The organism is Thermaurantiacus tibetensis (genome assembly GCF_015354055.1).
Taxonomy (GTDB): Bacteria; Pseudomonadota; Alphaproteobacteria; order Sphingomonadales; family Sphingomonadaceae; genus Thermaurantiacus; species Thermaurantiacus tibetensis.
In genome coordinates, this window is sequence record NZ_JACHTM010000004.1 from 271,154 (window position 1) to 288,827 (window position 17,674).

Sequence of the window (17,674 nt, forward strand, 5' to 3'; positions counted from 1 at the left end):
TGCCCACCTCTCCCCCCTCGCCCGCGCCGCCCGCACCCGCGCCGCCCGCACCCGCGCCGCCCGCACCCGCGCCGCCCGCACCCGCGCCGCCCGCACCCGCGCCGCCCGCACCCGCGCCGCCCGCACCCGCGCCGCCGGCACCCCGGCCGCCGTCACCGGCGCCCGCGGCCTGCAAGGCGCCCCACCAGCCCGACGAGCCCGCCCCCGCGGTGCGCCGCGCTGCCCCCAGCCCCCTCCACGGCTTCCGGCGCGAGCCGCCCGGCCAGCTCGGCGAGCGGCCGGGCAAGGGCCGGCGGCGCCGCGTCGAGGAGCGTGGTGGCCCCCTCCGCCGCTGCCCGGGCCGCGGCCGGCACCTCCGGCAGCCGGAGGTCGAGCGGGCCGCCGAGGCAGGCGGCGAACTCGCCCGGGTCGAGCTCGGCCGCGCTCGCCCCCACCCGGTTGGCGACGACGAGCGGCCGCTGCCCGGCCCTGAGGCCGGTTGCCAGCGCCACCATCCGCCGGGCGTCGCGCAGGCCGGGAAGCGTCAGCGGAGTCACGAGGGCGAGGTGGTCGGCGGTGCGCAGCACCGCGCGGCGTGCCCGGTCGAGCCAGCGGGGCAGGTCGGCGACGACCACGTCCGCCTCCGCGCCCGCGGCGGTCACGAGCGCCAGCACTGCATCGGGCTCGATCGCGAGCGCCGCCTCGATCGGCGCGTCGGCGGCGAGCAGGCGGAAGCCGGCCGCATGCGGCCGCATGGCCTGCGCCACCACCAGCGGGTCGAGCCGGTCGGGCGTCTGGAGCAGCTGGACCACCCCGGGCGCGGGCTCGAGGTCGAGATCGAGGGCGAGGCTTCCGCCCTGGAAGTCGAGGTCGAGGAGCACGGTGCGCCGCCCGTCGCGTGCGAACTGCGCGGCGAGCGCGGCAGCGAGCGCCGAGGTGCCCGCCCCGCCGCGGGTGCCGACGAGCGCCACCACCTGCGCTTGCCGCTGCGGTGCCCCGGCGGCCGGCGGCGGCTGGTCCAGCGTCTCGAGCGCAGCGTCGATCGCCTGGGCGAGCTGCTGGTCGGTCACCGGCTTCAGGAGATAGTCGGAGACGCCAAGCGCCCGCAGGCCCCGGTAGAGCGCCACGTCGTTGCGCGTGCCGATGGCGATCACCCGGGTCTCGGCGTCGCAGAGCTCGGCGAGCGCGTCCACCTCAGGCAGCGGCGCGCGCGAGGCCGAAAGGTCGATGACGAGGAAGCCGGGCGCGGCGCCGGCAGCGAGCCGCGCGTGCGCGGCATCGAGGCCGCCGTCCACCACCTCGGGCGCGTCCCAGCCGCGGGCGGCAGCCGCCATGGCGATCGCCCGGCGGCTGTCGGGATCGGTGGCAAAGCCGAGGAACGGCCGGCGCTGCCCCCCGCCGGGGCCAGGCGCAGCCCCGCTCGCCTGCGCCACCGGCCCCGTCGCCTGCGCCACCGGTGCGGCGGTCGCGGTCATGGCGGGCCTCCGCCCGGCGCTGCCGCCGGCCCCGTCGCCGTGGCGGGCGGGAGCGGTGTCTCGCCGCGGCGCAGCCGCTCGGTTGCGCGGATCGCGTGCTCGCCCACGGGTGGCGGCAGGTCGGCGGGCCGGGCAAGCTCTTCCGGCCGGGCCAGCATGGCCTCGAGGTTGAGGGCATTGGCGCAGCCGAAGGGAAGCGGCCTGCCGGCCGCCGCCGCCGCGGCCGAGCAGCCGGGAATGGCCGCAGGCCCGTGGGAGACCGGGTTGCCCGGCGCGGGCCCGACGGGGGCGACGCCCGGCGGCCGCGCTCCGGCGGCGGGGCCCAGGGCGAGGCCGGCGGCCAGCGCCGCGACGGGGGCGAGCAGGGCGAGGCGGGCGGAGCGCGGGCCCGTCACTGGAGCCTCGTCGGGGCGGCCGGCCCGGCAAGCTCCGCGGGCGCCGTCGGGCGGACGAGATAGGGGGTCACGATCACGACAAGCTCGGTCTCGTCGCGCTCGAACCGGCGCGAGCGGAGCAGCTGGCCGATGACCGGAATGCTGGCCAGCCCGGGGAACTTCCGGAGCTCGAAGGCATCCGCCCGCTGGATGAGCCCGGCAATCGCGAAGCTCTGGCCCGAGGCGAGGTCGACCGCCGTCTCGACGCGGCGCACGGTGAGCGAGGGGATGCGCGCGCCGTTGAAGGCAAGCGCCCCGGCATCGGAGAGCTGGCTCACCTCGGGCTGCACCTGCAGGTGGATCCGCCCGCCGTCGGTGATGGTGGCAACGAACCCCAGGCTCACCCCGAAGCGCCGGTACTCGATCGTGGTCACGTTGCCTTCCTGCGGCACCGGGATGGGGTATTCGCCGCCGGCGAGGAACGAGGCAGGCACGCCCGAGAGCGCGGTCAGGTTCGGCTCGGCAAGCACCGTCACCAGCCCCTCCTTCTCGAGCGCATCGACCACGCCGGTCACGTCGACGCTGCGGCCGGCGAAGGCGCCGAAGATGCTGTCGGCGCCGCCGTTGCGGGTGAGGAGCCCGGCGGCCCCGCGCACCGGGTTGCCGGTCGCGATGCCGAAGGTCACGTCGCCCGCCGTTCCGGCGGCCTCCCAGTTGAAGCCAAGCGCGCGGGTCACCTCGCGCGAGACCTCGATGACGCGCACGCGGAGGTTCACCTGGGTCGGCGTGGCAACCGCGAGCTTGTTGATGATGCGCCCCCGGTCCCCTCCGGGCACGAAGCGCGCGGCAATCCGCGCGGCGTCGGCGGCTTCGGCCGCCGTCGCCACTTCGCCCGCCAGCACCAGCGCGTCGTTGGCGGTCGCGATCTCGAACCGCCCGCCGGGGATGGCGCGGGCAAGCGCGGCCTTCAGCAGCCCCTCGTCGAAGCGAACCTCGACGGCCAGCGCCGCGACCGGCCGCTCGGCCCGGTCCACCGCGAAGAGGCTGGTCTCGCCCGGGCCCCGGCCGAAGAGGTAGAGGAGGGTGGGCGAGCGCACCTCGACATCGGCGACCGCGGGGTCGGCCACGAAGACGCTGGCGGCCGGCCGGTCGAGCCGGACAAGCCGGCCCTTGCCGACCTCGACGGCGATGCGGCCTGTCACGTCCTCGCTGGTTGCCGCCTCGAGCCGCGGCGCGACAAGGAGAAGAAGGAGGGCAAGGCGCCGGGCGAGCGTCATGGCGCGGCCTCCGCTGCGGATGCGGGCGGGGGCGGCGCCTCGCCCCGGTGGGAGCCGCCGCGCACCACCTCCACCCCTCGCACGACCGTCACGGCCGGGCCTCCGCGCCCCTGGCCGCGCCCGCCGGAACCGCCCGGACCGGCTGCAGCCTCCGGCCCTCCGGCCACCGCCCCGGCCGCGGGCATGGGGAGGGGCGCGGCCGGCGGCAGCGCTGCTGCCATGGCGCCCGCGCCGGCCGCCGCGGCCGCGGGTGCGAGCGCCGCGGCGGGAAGGCCGAGCGCGTCTGTGTCCCACGCCGGCGCGCGCGGCGCGGCCGCCCCCCCCGGTGCCGCCTCGTCCGGCCGGCGCAGCGCGAGCGTCACCCGCCCGAGCGTCTCGAGAAGCGCGATCGCCTCGGCCTGGCGCGGAGTCGCCTCGAGGGTGACGGTGGCCGGCACCGCAGCGCCCGCGTCCCCCTGCCCCGTGGCCCCGGCCGGCCCGACCGCGGGATCGAGCCGCTGGTCGAGCCCCAGCACCTTCACGCCCGTCGCCACCGTCGCCGTCACCGTCCGGCCGTTGGGGAGCGTGCGGGTGAGGAGCAGGTCCACCCGGTCCCCGGGGGCGATGAGGCCGGCCACCGCGCTCGCCGCCGAGACCGGAATGGCGATGGCGCGCATGCCGGGCGCCAGCAGCGCGGCAAGCGGGCCGCCGGCCGCCCCCGGGCCAGTCACATGGCCCTCGACGAGCGGCAGGCCGGCCGGGACCGGCGCGCGGAGCGGCCGCCCCTCGAGTGCGGCGAGGCGCGCGTCCCCGGGCGCGAAGTGGCCCGCGGGAAGCGCCTCGACCGGCCAGCGAGCGGGCGCCAGGAGCGACGCGGAGAGGCGCGTGCCCGCCGGCAGGTCGCGCGCGGCCACCAGCAGCGGCGCAAGGCGCGGCGCCGCGGCCCGCGCGCCCGCCACCCGCGCCTCGAGCCAGGCGCCCGCCGCGACCGTCGCCAAGGCGCCAAGCCCGAGCGCCGCCGCCATGAGCAGGAGCCCGCGCACCTGGCGCGACCGGCCGAGCCGTGCCGCCGGCAGCGGCAGGACGGCGCGGCGCGCGGGCCGCGGCGCCGGGCGCGGGCGACGCGGCAGCACGCCCGGCTCGGCCTCGATGCGGCGGGGAAGCTCCATCGCTCAGCCCCCGAGATAGCCGAGCCGGCCAAGGATCACGGCGAGACCTCCGGCAGCGATCGCCACGCCGAGCGGCAGGGTGGGCCGCGCCGCGCCCGCCTGCGGCCCGCCCGCAAGCCAGCGCGTGCCGAGGAGGACGAGCGGCACCAGGAGGAAGGTGGCCAGCGCCTGCACGAGGAACAGGAGGGCAAGGCCCTCTGGCCCCGCCCAGAGCGCCGCAGCCGCAAGCAGCTTCACGTCGCCGCCGCCGACGAGGCCCGCGCGAAACGCGAGCGCCCCGGCCGCGAACAGCAGCAGCGCAACGGCCACATGGGCGAACGCCGCGGAAGGCCCGGCCAGCGCGAGGAAGGGCAGCGCCGCGAGCGCCACTGCCAGCACCCCGCCGTTGCCGATCCGCCGCTCGCCAAGATCGGTGGCGGCAACCGTCATGAGCGCCGCCGCCGCCGCAGCTCCCCCCGCTGCCGCGGCGAAGGCCGCGGCCGGCGGCGCGGTCCCGAGCGTGGCGCTGAACGTGGCCAGATCCGGCACTTCGGCTCTCCCGCGAACGCCCTGTCTCCCCGGCTGGTCTTCCCGCGCGGTCTCTCCCCGCGTGTCCCCGCGTGCGCCGCCCCTGGGCCACCCTCCCGCGTCTCGCGCCTCAGCCCTTCCCCTTGCCGGGCACGGCACCCGAGAGGCCCGGCGCAGAGCCCGAGAGGCCGGGCGGCGGCGCGCCCGCAGCCGGCGTGGTGCCGGAAAGGCCCGGCGGCCCGGCGGGCGGACTTGCCGCAGGCGCAGGCGCAGGCGCCGGGAGCGGCGCAGCCGCGAAGGGCGGTGCCAGGGGCCCGGGCGGCGGGGCAGCGGCGGGGGGCGGGGGCGGCACGGCCGGCTCGGGCGCGGGCACCGGGAGGGGCCCGGGAGCTGCCGAGCCGCTCCCCCCGGCTACTTTCCCGACGCCCCCTTCGCCAGCTCGGTGTTCACCTTGCCGAACACGCTGTTGAGGTTGTTGCGGATCGACGGCAGCGTGGCGACGATCGCGAGCGCCACGAACGCGGCAATCAGGCCATACTCGATCGCGGTCGCGCCCTGCCGGTCGGCGACGAGGCGGGTCAGGAGGGTCTTCATGGTCGGCTCCTCTCGGGCACGCCGGAGCGGACGGTGGCCCCGGCCGTGCCGAAGGAACGGCGCCGGCGCGAAATGGTTTACCGGAATCGCCGCATGATGCCGGAGAAGTCGAGGCCGGCGTTCCCCTCCGAAGCGAAGGACTCGTAGAGCTCAGCCGCGCGTGCGGCCATCGGCGTCTCGGCTCCGGTGGCGGCGGCGGCCTCCAGCGCCAGCCGAAGGTCCTTCAGCATCAGCGCGGTCGCAAAGCCGCCCTGATAGCCCCGGTCGGCCGGGCTTGCCGGGCCCACCCCCGGCACCGGGCAGTAGCTCGTCATCGCCCAGCACTGGCCAGAGGAGACCGAGGCGATGTCGTAGAAGCGCTGCGGGTCGAGCCCCAGGCGCTCGGCGAGCGCGAAGGCCTCGCAGGTGGCCACCATCGAGGCGGCGAGCAGCATGTTGTTGGCAAGCTTGGCCGCCTGGCCGGCGCCAGGCCCGCCGGCGTGGATCACGGCCTTGCCCATGGCCGCGAGAAGCGGCTTCGCGCGGGCGAAGGCCGCCTCGCTTCCCCCCACCATGAAGGTGAGCGTGCCGGCAGCAGCAGCGGCGATCCCGCCCGAGACCGGCGCGTCGACCGCGACGAACCCGCGCGCAACGGCCTCCGCGTGGAGCGCCCGCGCGGTCGCCACGTCGATCGTCGAGCAGTCGGCAAGGAGCGTGCCGGGTGCTGCGTTCGGGAACAGGGCCTCGCGCCAGACGGCCGCGACATGGGCACCCGCCGGCAGCATGGTGATGACCGCCTCGGCCCCCTCGGCCGCCGCTGCCGCCGAGGCGGCAGGAACGCAGCCCGCGGCCTCGGCGCGCGCGAGCGCCTCGGCCGAGAGGTCGAAGGCGGCAACCTTGAAGCCCCTGGCGGCAAGGTTGGCGGCCATGCCGCCGCCCATGTTGCCGAGGCCGACGAAGCCGACCCGCCGCGCCGAAGCGGCCCCCGCGCCGCCGGTCACCGGCCGCTCCACCGGCCCGGGCGCTTCTCGATGAAGGCTGCCATCCCCTCGGTCTGGTCGGCGGTGCCGAACATGGCGTGGAACAGCCGCCGCTCGAAGAGGATCCCCTGCTGAAGCGTCGTCTCGAAGGCCGCGTTCACCTGCTCCTTCACCGCAAGCGCGGCAAGCGGCGGCATCCCGGCGATCTCGAGCGCGAGCTTGCGCGCCTCGGCCATGAGCTCGGCGGCCGGCACCACCCGGGCGACGAGCCCCGCCCGCTCCGCCTCCTCGGCCGACATCATCCGCCCCGTGAGGCACATCTCCATGGTCTTGGCCTTGCCGATGGCGCGCGCCATGCGCTGCGAGCCGCCCATGCCCGGGGTGACGCCGAGCTTGATCTCGGGCTGGCCGAACTTCGCGGTGTCGGCCGCGAGGATGATGTCGGCCATCATGGCCAGCTCGCAGCCGCCGCCCAGCGCATAGCCGGCAACCGCGGCAATCCACGGCTTGCGGGTGGCCGTCACCCGGTCGTAGCCGGCGAAATAGTTGGCGCCGAACATGTCCCCCACCGTCTGCGGAGCCATCTCCTTGATGTCGGCGCCGGCGGCAAAGGCCTTCTCGTTGCCGGTGATGATGGCGCAGCGGCGTTCCGGATCGGCATCGAACCGCTCGAACGCGCGGATGAGCTCGGCGAGCACCTGGCTGTTGAGCGCGTTCAGGGCCTTCGGCCGGTTGAGCGTGATGATCTGGATCGGCCCCTCGCAGTCGACGAGGATGGTCTCGTAGCTCATGGGCAGTCCCCTCAGGCCATGGTCGGGATAACGAAGGCGTTGTGGCCGTCGGCCGCGCCGTCCGGCCAGCGCTGCGTCACCGTCTTCACCCTCGTCCAGAAGCGCACGCCTTCCGGCCCGTGCTGGTTGTGGTCGCCGAAGGCCGAGCGCTTCCACCCGCCGAACGTGTGGTAGGCAACCGGCACGGGGATGGGGACGTTGATTCCCACCATGCCCACGTTCACCCGCTGGGCGAATTCGCGCGCGGCATGGCCGTTGCGCGTGTAGAGGGCAACGCCGTTGCCATACTGGTGGCGGCTGGGAAGCGCGAGCGCTTCCTCGAAGTCGCGCGCGCGGACCATCTGGAGCACGGGGCCGAAGATCTCCTCGCGGTAGCTCGCCATGTCGGGCGTCACATGGTCGAAGAGCGAGGGGCCGATGAAGAAGCCCTTCTCGTGCCCCTGGAGCACGAGCCCGCGCCCGTCGACGACGAGCTCGGCCCCTTCCTCCACGCCCTTCGCGATCCAGCCCATGATCCGCTCGCGGTGCGCGGCGGTGACCACCGGGCCGTAGTCGGCCGACGGGTCGTCGGAACGGCCCACCTTCAGCGCCTCGATCCGCGGCACGAGGCGGCGGCGCAGCTCCTCTGCCGTCGCCTCGCCCACCGGCACCACCACGGGAAGCGCCATGCAGCGCTCGCCCGCCGAGCCGAAGGCGGCGCCCACGAGGTCGTTCACCACCTGGTCCATGTCGGCATCGGGGAGCACGATGCCGTGGTTCTTGGCGCCCCCCATCGCCTGCACGCGCTTGCCCGCCGCGGTGCCGCGGGCATAGACGTGCTGGGCGATGTCGGACGAGCCGACGAAGCTCACGGCCGCAATGGCCGGGTGGTCGAGGATGGCGTTCACCATCTCCGGCCCGCCGTGGACGACCTGGAGGATGCCGGGCGGCGCGCCCGCCTCCAGCATCAGCTCGGCCAGCCTGACGGGCACCGAGGGGTCGCGCTCGGAGGGCTTCAGGATGAAGGCGTTGCCGCAGGCAAGGGCAACGGCGAACATCCACATCGGGATCATGGCGGGGAAGTTGAACGGCGTAATGCCGGCGCCGATGCCCACCGGCACGCGCATGGAATAGACGTCGATGCCCGGCCCCGCGCCCGGCGTGTACTCGCCCTTCTGGAGATGCGGGATCCCGCAGGCGAACTCCACCACCTCGAGCCCCCGCTGGATGTCGCCCCGCGCATCGGCAAGCGTCTTGCCATGCTCGGACGAGAGGAGGCGGGCGAGCGGCTCCATCTCCCGCTCGACCAGGGCCTTGAAGGCGAACAGCACGCGCGCGCGCCGCTGCGGGTTGGTGGCGGCCCAGCCGGGCTGGGCGGCAAGCGCTGCTTCCACCGCCCGCTCGAGCACCTCCGCCCCGGCGAGCGGCACCTGCGCCTGCACCTCGCCCGTATTGGGGTCGAACACGTCGCCCATCCGCGCCTCGGGCAGGCCATCGGCGCCCAGCGCCAGCACATGTGGGATCAGCCGCATCGTCCTCTCCTTGCGCGGCGGCCCTAGCCGCCGCCCGCGCGCGGCTTCAACCTGTCCCTTTGCCGGAGACCCGCGGCCGCCAGACGTCGCGGTACCAGGCCACCCAGCGGGCAATCCCGTCGGCAAGCGGGGTGGCCGGGCGGAAACCGGCGTCGCGTTCGAGCGGGCCGACGTCGGCATAGGTCGCCTCCACGTCCCCCGGCTGCATCGGCGCCTCCTCGACGATCGCGCGCCGCCCCGTCTCGGCCTCGAGCAGGGCGAGAAGGTCCGTCACCCGCTCAGGCCGGCTGTTGCCGATGTTGTAGAGCGCATGCGGCGCCAGCGAGCCGCCCGGCTTCTCGGCGCCGTCGTCGGCGGGCGGGCGGTCGAGGATCGCGAGCACGCCCGCCACGATGTCGTCGACATAGGTGAAGTCGCGCCGGAGCCGGCCGCCGGCAAAGAGGCGGATGGGCCGGCCCTCGTAGAGCGCCTCGGTGAAGCTCCAGACCGCCATGTCCGGCCGCCCCCAGGGCCCGTAGACGGTGAAGAAGCGCAAGCCCGTCAGCGGGATGCGGAAAAGGTGGGCGTAGGCCTCGCTCATCAGCTCGTCGGCCCGCTTGGTCGCGGCATAGAGCGAGACGGGGTGGTCCACGCGGTCCTCGACCGCGAAGGGAAGTCGCTGGTTGGCACCGTAGACCGAGGAGGAGGAGGCATAGACCATGTGGGAGAGGGCCGGCGCGCGGCGGGCGAACTCGAGCAGCGCGAGATGCCCGGCAAGGTTGGCATGGGCATAGGCTTCCGGGTTCTCGAGGCTGTAGCGCACGCCCGGCTGGGCGCCGAGGTGGACGATCCGCTCGATCCCGAGCCCCGCGAGCGGCGCGAGCGCCCCCGGGCCTGCGAAGTCCGCCTCCACCATGCGGAAGCCCGGGCGGCCGGCGAGCGCGGCGGCGCGCGCCCGCTTCAGCCGCACGTCATAGTAGGGCGTGAAGCAGTCGAGGCCGACCACCGTCTCGCCCCGGGCAAGGAGCGCGGCGGCCACGTGGAAGCCGATGAAGCCCGCCGCACCCGTCACCAGAACCGCCATCGCCGCTCCCCCTCCGGTCCTCGCCGGTGTCCGCACTGCCCCCGGCCCCTGCGGGCGCGCGAGGGCAAAGGCAAGGCGCACCCCCGCTTGACCGGCCGGCGCGCCCCGTCGAAAGGGCCCGTCATGCAAGGCGGACCTTCCCGCGCCCGGGGGCAGGCGTGAGCGCCGGGGCTGGCGCTTCCCCCATCGCCCACGGCCACTGGTCGTCGCGCCTTGCCTTCCTCATGGCGACGATCGGCCTTTCGGTCGGGCTCGGCAACATCTGGCGCTTCCCCTACCTCGCCGGGGCCAACGGCGGCGGCGCCTTCGTCCTCATCTACCTCGGCTGCGTCGCCTTCATCGCCCTTCCCATCGTGATGGCCGAGCTCCTCATCGGCCGCCGCGGCGGCCTGACGCCCGCGGCGGGCTTCGCCCTCCTTGCCCGGCGCGAGGGCCGGAGCCCGGCCTGGGCCTTCGGCGGCCATGTCGCGCTCGCGGCCGTGTTCGTCATCTCCAGCTTCTACTGCGTCATCGGCGGCTGGACGCTTGCCTACGCCACCCACGCCGCCACCGGCGCGCTCGAGGGCCTGACGCCTGCGGCAGCCAGCCGCCTGTTCGAGGGGCTTCTTGCCTCGCCGGCCAAGCTCTCCGCCTGGATGGCGCTCTTCCTTCTCGCCAACGTCCTCATCGTGGTGCGCGGCGTCCAGAAGGGGGTGGAGCGCGCCGCCTCGGTCCTCATGCCGCTGCTCTTCCTCATGGTGGCGGGCCTCTGCGTCTACGGCCTCGTCGCCGGCGACGCCGAGGCGGGGCTTGCCTTCCTGTTCCGGCCCGACTGGTCGAAGGTGACGGCAGCCACCTTCGCGGCAGCACTCGGCCAGGCCTTCTTCTCCGTCTCGGTCGGCATGGCGGCCATGATCCTCTACGGCGCCTACCTGCCGCGGAGCGTCCGCATTCCCGAGACCGCCGCCGTCATCGCCTTCGCCGACACCGCCGTCGCCATCCTCGCCGGCATCGCCATCTTCCCCTTCGTCTTCGCCAACGGCCTCGAGCCCACGGCCGGGCCGGGCCTCACCTTCGTCACCGTGCCGCTGGCGCTCCAGGGCGTCTTCTCCACCTCGCTCGTCGCCTTCGTCTTCTTCGCCCTCCTCGCCATTGCCGCCCTCACCTCCATGATGGCGCTCTTCGAGGTGGTCGCCGCACTCGGCGAGGAGAAGGGCTGGCCGCGCCGCCGCACCGTCTGGCTCACCGGCCTCCTCACCGCCGCAGCCGCCATGCTCACGGTCCTCAGCTTCAACCGCCTCGCCGCCGTCCACCCGCTCGGCTTTGTGCCCGGCCTTGCGAAGGCAACCTTCTTCGACGTGCTCGACTGGGTGAGCTCGAACCTGCTGCTCACGGTTGCGGCCCTTTCGAGCGCGCTCTTCGCCGGCTGGGTGATGCGCCCCGAGAGCACGGCCGACGAGCTGCAGACCCCGCCGTCCCACCCCGGCTACCGGCTCTGGCGCTTCCTCGTGCGCGTGCCCGTGCCGCTCGTCATCCTCTACCTCATCGGCGCCTCGATCCTCGGCCTGTTCCGCCCGGCCGGCTGAACCCGGCCATTTCGGCGGGTGCCGCGAAGGGCGCCCCGCCGCTATCCTGGAAGCGGGGAACGGGAGGAGACGGGCATGGGCGCGCTCGACGGCAAGGTCGCCATCGTCATGGGGGCAGCGGGCGCCGGCAACATGGGGCAGGTCATCGCCCGCCGGCTCGCCGCCGACGGCGCGAAGGTCGTGGTCGCCGGCCGCCACGAGGCGCCGCTCGCGGCGCTTGCCGCCGAGATCGGCGGCGCCCACGCCGTCGCCGACGTGACCCGCCGGGCTGACCTGGCCGCCATGGTCGAGACCGCGATCGCCCGCTTCGGCCGGCTCGACATCGCCGTCAACGCCGCCGGCGCCGGCGTCATGAAGCCCTTCCTCGAGACCACCGAGGAGGAGATCGACTCCATGTGCGCCCTCCAGTTCAAGGGGGCCTTCCTCTTCCTCCAGGAAGTGCTGAAGCGCATGAACGACGGCGGCGCGATCATCCTCGTCTCCTCCGCCACCGCCACCATCATGCTCGAGAACTACGCCGCCTACATGGGCACCAAGGCCGGCGCCGACCATGTCGCCCGCTGTGCCGCCAACGAGTTCGGCCACCGCGGCATCCGCATCAACTCGGTCTCGCCCGGCTTCACCCTCACGCCCATGACCGCCGCGGCCGCCGCCACCCCCGGCCTCATCGACGCCTTCGTCAAGGAATATCCGCTCGGCAGGGTGGGCACCAGCGAGGACGTCGCCGCCGCCATCGCCTTCCTCGCCCGCGACGACTGCTTCATGACCGGGCAGAACCTGCAGGTGAACGGCGGGCTCACCCTGCGCCGCAACCCCACCCAGGCCGAGATCGGCGCGGCCGTCGCTGCCGCCATGGCCAAGGCCGGCTGAGGGCGAGGTGGCAGGCGCCGCGCCGCAGGGCCTGCCCCCGGGCGGCCTCGTCGACCCGGAGGTCATCGCCTGCCCCTACCCGCTCTACGCCCGCCTCCACGCCGAGGCCCCGGTCTGGCAGGACCCGGCCACCGGCTTCTTCGTCATCACCCGCTATGCCGACATGCAGGCGGTGATCCGCGACACCGAGAGCTTCTCGAACGACCTCCTCTTCCTCGAGCGCCGGCCGCGCACCGCCCCGGCCGAGGCCGAGCGGATCCTCCGCGAGGAAGGCTATGCCCGCCCGCAGGTGCTCCAGCGGAACGACCCGCCGCGCCACGCCCGCTACCGCCGCCTCGTCGACCGCGCCTTCACCGCAAGCCGGGTCCGGGCGATGCAGCCCTACATCGCCGGCATCGTCGACGAGCTGGTTGCGCCCATCGCCGCGGCCGCGGCACGCGGCGAGCCGGTCGAGTTCATGTCCGCCTTCGCGATCCCGCTCCCCTCGATCGTGATCGCCGACCAGATCGGGGTGCCCCGCGCCGACGTCGCCAGCGTCAGGCGCTGGACCGACGCGCTTCTCGACCCGGTCGGCCTCATGATCTCGCCCGAGCGCGAGGTGGAATGCGCGCGCGAGACGGTCGAGTTCCAGCGCTACTTCGCCGCCCGCATCGCCGAGCGGCGGGCGCACCCCAGGGACGACATGCTCTCCGCCCTCGTCGCCGAGATGGAGGGCGAGGAGCCGCTCTCCACCGAGGAAGTGCTGAACCTCCTCGAGCAGCTGCTGACGGGCGGCAACGAGACCACCACCAACGCGCTCGGCTCGGCCCTTCTCCTCCTCCTCCGCCACCCCGAGGAGGAAGCGAAGCTCCGCGCCGACCCCTCGCTCGTGGCCAACTTCGTGGAAGAGGCGCTGCGCATGGAAACGCCCGTCCAGGGCCTGTTCCGCGAGGCCCGCCGCGACGTCACGCTCGGCGGCGTCACCATCCCCAAGGGCGCGGTCGTCATGCTCCGCCACGGCGCCGTCAACCGCGACCCGGAGAAGTTCGAAGAGCCGGACCGCTTCGACGTCTGCCGGGCCAATGCCGGCGCCCAGCTCGCCTTCGGCGCCGGGGTTCACTTCTGCCCGGGCGCCATGCTCGCCCGCGCCGAGATGGCGACGGCCTTCCGCACCCTCCTCGACCGCTTCGCCGGCTTCGAACTCGCCGAGCCGGACTTCGTGCCGCGCTACCGGCCGAGCTTCTTCCTGCGCGGGCTCGAGCGGCTGCCGGTCCGCTTCCGCCTCGCCGGCACGGCCTGACGGCATGGCATCTCCCTTGCGCGTCGCCGTCTGGGGTGCCGGCAACGTCGGCACGCGCGCCATCCGCATGATCGCCGCGCGCCCCGACATGACGCTGGTTGCCCTCCACGTGCGGCCGGGCCCCAAGACCGGCGCCGACGCCGGCACGCTCGCCGGCATCGGCCCCCTTGGCGTCGCCGCCACCAGCGACCGCGAGGCGCTGCTCGCCGCCCGGCCAGAGGTGCTGCTCCACGCGCCGCTCCCCGCCCAGATGACCGGCGGCAGCCGCGCGGCCGACGACGCGGCGCTCGCCTGGCTCCTCGCCTCGGGCGTCAGCGTGGTGACGACGGTGGGCTACGTCTGGCCGGCCGCCTACGGCGCCGAGGTGGCCGCCCGGCTCCAGGCCGCCGGCGAGGCGGGCGGCGCCGCGCTCCACGGCACCGGCCTCAACCCCGGCTTCCAGGGCGACGTGCTGGCGCTCGCGCTCGCACGCCTCTCGAGCGGCGTCACCGCCGTCACCGTCCGCGAGGCCACCGTCTTCGACCGCTACCCGAGCGCCGAGGTCGTCCTCGGCCTCATGGGCATGGGGCTTGCCCCCGACGCCTTCGCCGCGCGCACCGCCCGCTACCGCGCCTGGCTCACCAGCCTCTTCACCGAAAGCCTCATGCTGCTCGGCGCCGGCCTCGGCCATGCCGTCGGCCCGGTGACCGATTCGGTCGAAACCGCGCTCGCCGAGGCGCCGCTCGCGATCGCCGCGGGCACGGTCGCCGCCGGCACGGTCGCCGCCCAGCGCTGGCGCTGGACGGCCGCGGCCGGCCCCGTCGCCCTCGTCCACGAGACGCTCTGGCGCGCCCACCCCGCGGTCGCGCCCCACTGGGGGGAAGGCGGGAACGCCGTCGAGATCGCGGGCACGCCCGCCATCCGCCTGCCGCTCGCCCCCGGCTGGTCGGGCGACGGCCTCGCGGCCACCGCCGCCCATGCCGTCAACGCCCTGCCCCACGTCGCGGCCGGCCGGCCCGGAATCCTGACGGCGCTCGACCTGCCGCTTGCGCTCGCCCCCCGCGCCGCCGGGTGAGGTGCGCACCCGTCGCGCCTTGCAGCTAGGAAATCTCGGGGGTGGACCCGGCGGGCCGTTCCGGGGGAGCATGAAGGCTGAGGGAAGCCGGCAGGAGCGCGAGGGACGCGCGCCGGCGGAGGCACGGGGAGACGGAAATGGGCACGAGCGTGCGCCGGCGTGGCCGGCCCTTCGCGATTCTTTTCGCAGCCGCAGGTGCCTGGGCCTCAGGCCTTGCGCCTGCCGCTGCGCAGACGGCGGATGCAGGCCCGGCCGCCGGCGTTGAAGACATCATCGTCACCGGCCGCTTGCGGACCGAGCGCCTCCAGGACACGCCGCTCGCCATCACCGCCTTCAGCCAGGCCCGCCTCGAGCAGACGGTCATCGAGAACGTGACCGAGCTCCAGCGCTTCACCCCCAACGTCCAGTTCTCCGACGTCCAGTTCTCCGGCAACACGCTGGCAAGCTCGATTCGCGGGGTCAGCTTCTCCGATCTCGAGAAGACCTTCGAGAACGCGATCGGCGTCTCGATCGACGGCGTGTTCCTCGGCTCGAACGCGGGGGCCGCCGTCGAGATGTTCGACATCCAGAGCGTCGAGATCCTGCGCGGGCCGCAGGGCACGCTCCAGGGGCGCAACACCATCGGCGGCGCCATCAACATCCGCCGCACGCTGCCCACCGACGACGCGCGGGTCGATGCGCTGCTCCGCGTGCGCCGCTACGACAACGTCGAGGGCGCACTCATCGTCAACACCGGCCGCTTCGCCGACCTCTTCGCCTTCAAGGGCTTCCTCAACTACCGCAGCGGCAAGGCCCACACCTTCAACGTCACGCGCAACCAGCGCGAGGACGGCATCGACTTCCTCATGGGCGGCGGCACGCTCCTCGTCGATCCCGGCGGCGACTGGAGCGGTTTCGTCACCATCGAGGCGATGCGCGACCGGAGCCAGTTCCAGAGCCCGCTCAACATGACCAAGCCCAACCTGAGCGAGGCGCGGCGGGAGCAGATCCGCAGGACCTTCCCCCCCAGCGTCTGGTTCGGGGTGGCGCTCGGCTCGGGCGGCACGCTCTGCGACGCCGTCCTCACCCAGTTCGCCTCGGACGCCGCGTGCGACACCGCTTCGCTCATCCCGGCGCGCGAGGCGGGCTTCGGCATCACCTTCAGCCCCATCCCGTTCAAGAACTTCATGGACCTCTTCGCCGTCACCAGCAACATCAACGGGCAGATCGGCAAGATCAGCGTCAAGTCCATCACCGGTTACAGAAAGTCCAACGAGCTCCTCATCGAGGAAAACACCGGTGCGCCCCCCATACCCGTGGTCAACGCGCCCCTGTTCTTGGCGGCGCGCGATACCGACTACATGCAGCTCAGCCAGGAGCTCAACTTCAATTTCGACCTGACTGACCGCATCGACATGGTCGCAGGCCTCTACTACCTCCACACCGACTACACGCTGGTGCCCGCAACCTTCAACGGAGTCCGCGCCCAGGCCTTCCTGCTCGGCAACCCCATCCAGTCCTTCACCGCCGGCCAGACGCTCAACGCCTACGCCATCTTCGGCGAGGCCATCTGGTCGGTGACCGAGCGGGTCCGGCTCACCGGCGGCTTCCGCTACTCCTACGAGGAGAAGGATTTCGAGATCGTCTCGGTCACTCCGACGGCCTTCGCCGTCCGCCGCTCGGAAAGCTGGGGCAAGCCCACCGGCCGCTTCATCGTCGACGTGAAGCTCACCCCCGACATCATGGGCTATGCCGGCTGGTCGCGCGGCTTCCGCGCCGGCGGCTTCAACGGCCGGGCGGCCTCGCAGGTGGCCGCCGAGCGCGCCTACGACCCCGAGACGGTGGACAGCGTCGAGGCGGGGTTCCGCATGTCCTTCCTCGACGACCGGCTGCGGGTGAACCCCACCGGCTTCTACACGAGCTACCGCAACGTCCAGCAGGACATCATCGTCGCCGCCCCCGGCGGCCAGGGCACCAACACCTTCGTCGAGAACGCGGCGGGCGCGCGCATCTACGGGTTCGAGCTCGAGGCCAACGCCCGACCCACCCCGCGCCTCAACCTCTACGCCGCGCTCGGCCTCCTCAACGCCAAATACACGAAGTTCCTGATCGAGGACCCCGCCAACCCCGGCAGCTTCATCGACGTGAAGGACCAGCGGCAGTGGCGCCGCGCGCCCGACGTCACCGTCTCGATCGGCGGCGACTGGACCATTCCGGCCGGCCGCGGCGAGCTCATCCTCGGCGGCAACCTGAGCTACATCGACGAGCTCGCGACCGCGCCGGTCAAGGACCCGTTCGGGCGCGAGATCGTCGATGCCCAGACCCGGCTCGAGCTCAACCTCGCCTACCAGCAGGAAGACGTGGGGCCGTTCCGGCGCCTGCGCGTCTCCGCCTTCGGCAAGGACATCGCCCACAACGCCAACGCGCGGCTCAACACCACGATCAACGCCGGCATCTTCTTCTTCGGGGTGACGGTGCCGTCGCGGATCTGGGGGCTCGAGGCGCAGCTCGGCTTCTGACCGGGGCGGCGCGGGAACATGGACGCGGGAAGGGGATGGTGGAGCCGAGGGGGATCGAACCCCTGACCTCTACAATGCCATTGTAGCGCTCTCCCAGCTGAGCTACGGCCCCATCCCGGTCCCGCCCTGGGGGTGCGGGAGCGCGCTCGCCTAGTCCAAAGCCAGCGCCGCCGCAAGGGCCTCCTGCCGCCGTGCGCCCTCGCCTCCACGCAAGGCTTGCAGCGCCTCGCGGGCCGGGGACTTCAGCCCCCCCCCCGCCGCCCGCGCACCGCCCCCGCGTCGGGCCGGTCTCGCCGCACCGGCGCGGGCGCGTCCACGCCCTTCGGCCCTCCGGAGGCTCAGCGCTCCTCGTCCTGGTCCTCGACCGTCACGTCGCCGAGGCCGTCGTCGTCGCCGATGTCGATCTCGTCGTCGGCCGAGGCCTCGCCCTCCTCCGCCACCGTCTCGAGATCGAGCTCCTCGGCGGCCGCCGCCTCGCCAGGCTGGGCCTCGGCGTCGGTCTTGGCCACCTCGAAGGGCAGCGCCTGCTTCGACTTCAGGATCGGCTCGGGCACCCACTGGTAGCCGCACTCGACGCACACCACCGGGTCGCTGCGGCCAAGGTCGTAGAAGCGGGTGCTGCACTTGGGGCAGGTGCGCTTGGTGCCCCACTCGGGCTTGATCACGCGGAACTCCTGGCAAGCGCCCGGGCCTCGTCCCCGGCCGGCGCGCGACGACAGCGCCTTGCCAC

The 17,674-nt window shown here is 74.2% G+C and carries 16 protein-coding genes and 1 tRNA gene; 5 read left to right on the forward strand and 12 right to left on the reverse strand.

Annotated features, from left to right (window positions below; all coding sequences use genetic code 11):
- Window positions 1–152 precede the first annotated feature (152 nt).
- The 10 genes from H3H34_RS11805 to H3H34_RS11850 all read right to left on the reverse strand — a co-directional run bounded on the left by H3H34_RS11805 (window position 153) and on the right by H3H34_RS11850 (window position 9,678).
- Window positions 153–1,454 carry an AAA family ATPase gene (locus H3H34_RS11805; RefSeq protein ID WP_194745478.1) on the reverse strand — a complete coding sequence of 434 codons (1,302 nt, stop codon included), beginning with the start codon at window positions 1,452–1,454 and terminating at the stop codon, window positions 153–155.
- Window positions 1,451–1,849, reverse strand: a complete 399-nt coding sequence (locus tag H3H34_RS11810) for a hypothetical protein (RefSeq protein ID WP_194745479.1) — start codon at window positions 1,847–1,849, stop codon at window positions 1,451–1,453. The genes H3H34_RS11805 and H3H34_RS11810 overlap by 4 nt, the downstream gene beginning before the upstream one ends.
- A complete protein-coding gene (locus tag H3H34_RS11815; protein ID WP_194751919.1) occupies window positions 1,846–3,105 on the reverse strand; it encodes a type II and III secretion system protein family protein in 1,260 nt (419 codons plus the stop codon). Before H3H34_RS11815 ends, H3H34_RS11810 begins: the two co-directional genes overlap by 4 nt.
- On the reverse strand, window positions 3,102–4,253 hold the full coding sequence (gene cpaB, locus H3H34_RS11820; RefSeq protein WP_194745481.1) for a Flp pilus assembly protein CpaB: 1,152 nt from the start codon (window positions 4,251–4,253) through the stop codon (window positions 3,102–3,104). Before cpaB ends, H3H34_RS11815 begins: the two co-directional genes overlap by 4 nt.
- 3 nt (window positions 4,254–4,256) lie before the next feature.
- The gene (locus tag H3H34_RS11825; RefSeq protein ID WP_194745482.1) at window positions 4,257–4,781 is read right to left on the reverse strand and encodes a prepilin peptidase; all 525 of its coding nucleotides are present in this window, start codon (window positions 4,779–4,781) and stop codon (window positions 4,257–4,259) included.
- A gap of 390 nt (window positions 4,782–5,171) precedes the next feature.
- Window positions 5,172–5,354 carry a Flp family type IVb pilin gene (locus H3H34_RS11830; protein WP_194745483.1) on the reverse strand — a complete coding sequence of 61 codons (183 nt, stop codon included), beginning with the start codon at window positions 5,352–5,354 and terminating at the stop codon, window positions 5,172–5,174.
- Window positions 5,355–5,431: 77 nt separating this feature from the next.
- On the reverse strand, window positions 5,432–6,334 hold the full coding sequence (gene mmsB, locus H3H34_RS11835; RefSeq protein ID WP_328831987.1) for a 3-hydroxyisobutyrate dehydrogenase: 903 nt from the start codon (window positions 6,332–6,334) through the stop codon (window positions 5,432–5,434).
- Complete coding sequence (locus H3H34_RS11840) at window positions 6,331–7,104, reverse strand: enoyl-CoA hydratase-related protein (RefSeq protein WP_194745484.1); 774 nt, start codon at window positions 7,102–7,104, stop codon at window positions 6,331–6,333. The genes mmsB and H3H34_RS11840 overlap by 4 nt, the downstream gene beginning before the upstream one ends.
- Window positions 7,105–7,115: 11 nt before the next feature.
- The gene (locus H3H34_RS11845; RefSeq protein WP_194745485.1) at window positions 7,116–8,615 is read right to left on the reverse strand and encodes a CoA-acylating methylmalonate-semialdehyde dehydrogenase; all 1,500 of its coding nucleotides are present in this window, start codon (window positions 8,613–8,615) and stop codon (window positions 7,116–7,118) included.
- 46 nt (window positions 8,616–8,661) lie between these two features.
- Window positions 8,662–9,678: an NAD-dependent epimerase/dehydratase family protein gene (locus H3H34_RS11850; RefSeq protein ID WP_194745486.1), complete on the reverse strand. Its 1,017-nt coding sequence runs from the start codon at window positions 9,676–9,678 to the stop codon at window positions 8,662–8,664.
- A gap of 158 nt (window positions 9,679–9,836) precedes the next feature.
- Here H3H34_RS11850 and H3H34_RS11855 point away from each other — a divergent pair, with 158 nt between their 5' ends.
- The 5 genes from H3H34_RS11855 to H3H34_RS11875 all read left to right on the forward strand — a co-directional run bounded on the left by H3H34_RS11855 (window position 9,837) and on the right by H3H34_RS11875 (window position 16,944).
- Window positions 9,837–11,243: a sodium-dependent transporter gene (locus tag H3H34_RS11855; RefSeq protein WP_194745487.1), complete on the forward strand. Its 1,407-nt coding sequence runs from the start codon at window positions 9,837–9,839 to the stop codon at window positions 11,241–11,243.
- A gap of 75 nt (window positions 11,244–11,318) precedes the next feature.
- A complete protein-coding gene (locus H3H34_RS11860; protein ID WP_194745488.1) occupies window positions 11,319–12,113 on the forward strand; it encodes an SDR family NAD(P)-dependent oxidoreductase in 795 nt (264 codons plus the stop codon).
- A gap of 7 nt (window positions 12,114–12,120) precedes the next feature.
- The gene (locus H3H34_RS14045) at window positions 12,121–13,392 is read left to right on the forward strand and encodes a cytochrome P450 (RefSeq protein ID WP_194745489.1); all 1,272 of its coding nucleotides are present in this window, start codon (window positions 12,121–12,123) and stop codon (window positions 13,390–13,392) included.
- 4 nt (window positions 13,393–13,396) lie between these two features.
- Window positions 13,397–14,446 (forward strand): dihydrodipicolinate reductase, encoded by a 1,050-nt coding sequence (locus H3H34_RS11870; RefSeq protein WP_194745490.1) that lies wholly within the window; start codon window positions 13,397–13,399, stop codon window positions 14,444–14,446.
- Between the two features lie 137 nt (window positions 14,447–14,583).
- A complete protein-coding gene (locus H3H34_RS11875; RefSeq protein WP_194745491.1) occupies window positions 14,584–16,944 on the forward strand; it encodes a TonB-dependent receptor in 2,361 nt (786 codons plus the stop codon).
- Between the two features lie 36 nt (window positions 16,945–16,980).
- On the opposite strand, the gene H3H34_RS11880 is transcribed toward H3H34_RS11875, so the two are convergent.
- Window positions 16,981–17,056: transfer RNA gene (locus H3H34_RS11880), tRNA-Ala, on the reverse strand.
- A gap of 226 nt (window positions 17,057–17,282) precedes the next feature.
- A complete protein-coding gene (locus H3H34_RS11885) occupies window positions 17,283–17,609 on the reverse strand; it encodes a TIGR02300 family protein (protein ID WP_194745492.1) in 327 nt (108 codons plus the stop codon).
- Window positions 17,610–17,674 lie beyond the last annotated feature (65 nt).

Coding starts and splice junctions, on each gene's coding strand:
- H3H34_RS11805 (WP_194745478.1), bottom strand. CDS start 1,454: ATGACCGCGACCGCCGCACCGGTGGCGCAGGCGACGGGGCCGGTGGCG.
- H3H34_RS11815 (WP_194751919.1), bottom strand. CDS start 3,105: ATGACGCTCGCCCGGCGCCTTGCCCTCCTTCTTCTCCTTGTCGCGCCG.
- cpaB (WP_194745481.1), bottom strand. CDS start 4,253: ATGGAGCTTCCCCGCCGCATCGAGGCCGAGCCGGGCGTGCTGCCGCGT.
- H3H34_RS11875 (WP_194745491.1), top strand. CDS start 14,584: ATGGGCACGAGCGTGCGCCGGCGTGGCCGGCCCTTCGCGATTCTTTTC.
- H3H34_RS11830 (WP_194745483.1), bottom strand. CDS start 5,354: ATGAAGACCCTCCTGACCCGCCTCGTCGCCGACCGGCAGGGCGCGACC.
- H3H34_RS11850 (WP_194745486.1), bottom strand. CDS start 9,678: ATGGCGGTTCTGGTGACGGGTGCGGCGGGCTTCATCGGCTTCCACGTG.
- H3H34_RS11845 (WP_194745485.1), bottom strand. CDS start 8,615: ATGCGGCTGATCCCACATGTGCTGGCGCTGGGCGCCGATGGCCTGCCC.
- H3H34_RS11870 (WP_194745490.1), top strand. CDS start 13,397: ATGGCATCTCCCTTGCGCGTCGCCGTCTGGGGTGCCGGCAACGTCGGC.
- H3H34_RS11860 (WP_194745488.1), top strand. CDS start 11,319: ATGGGCGCGCTCGACGGCAAGGTCGCCATCGTCATGGGGGCAGCGGGC.
- H3H34_RS11840 (WP_194745484.1), bottom strand. CDS start 7,104: ATGAGCTACGAGACCATCCTCGTCGACTGCGAGGGGCCGATCCAGATC.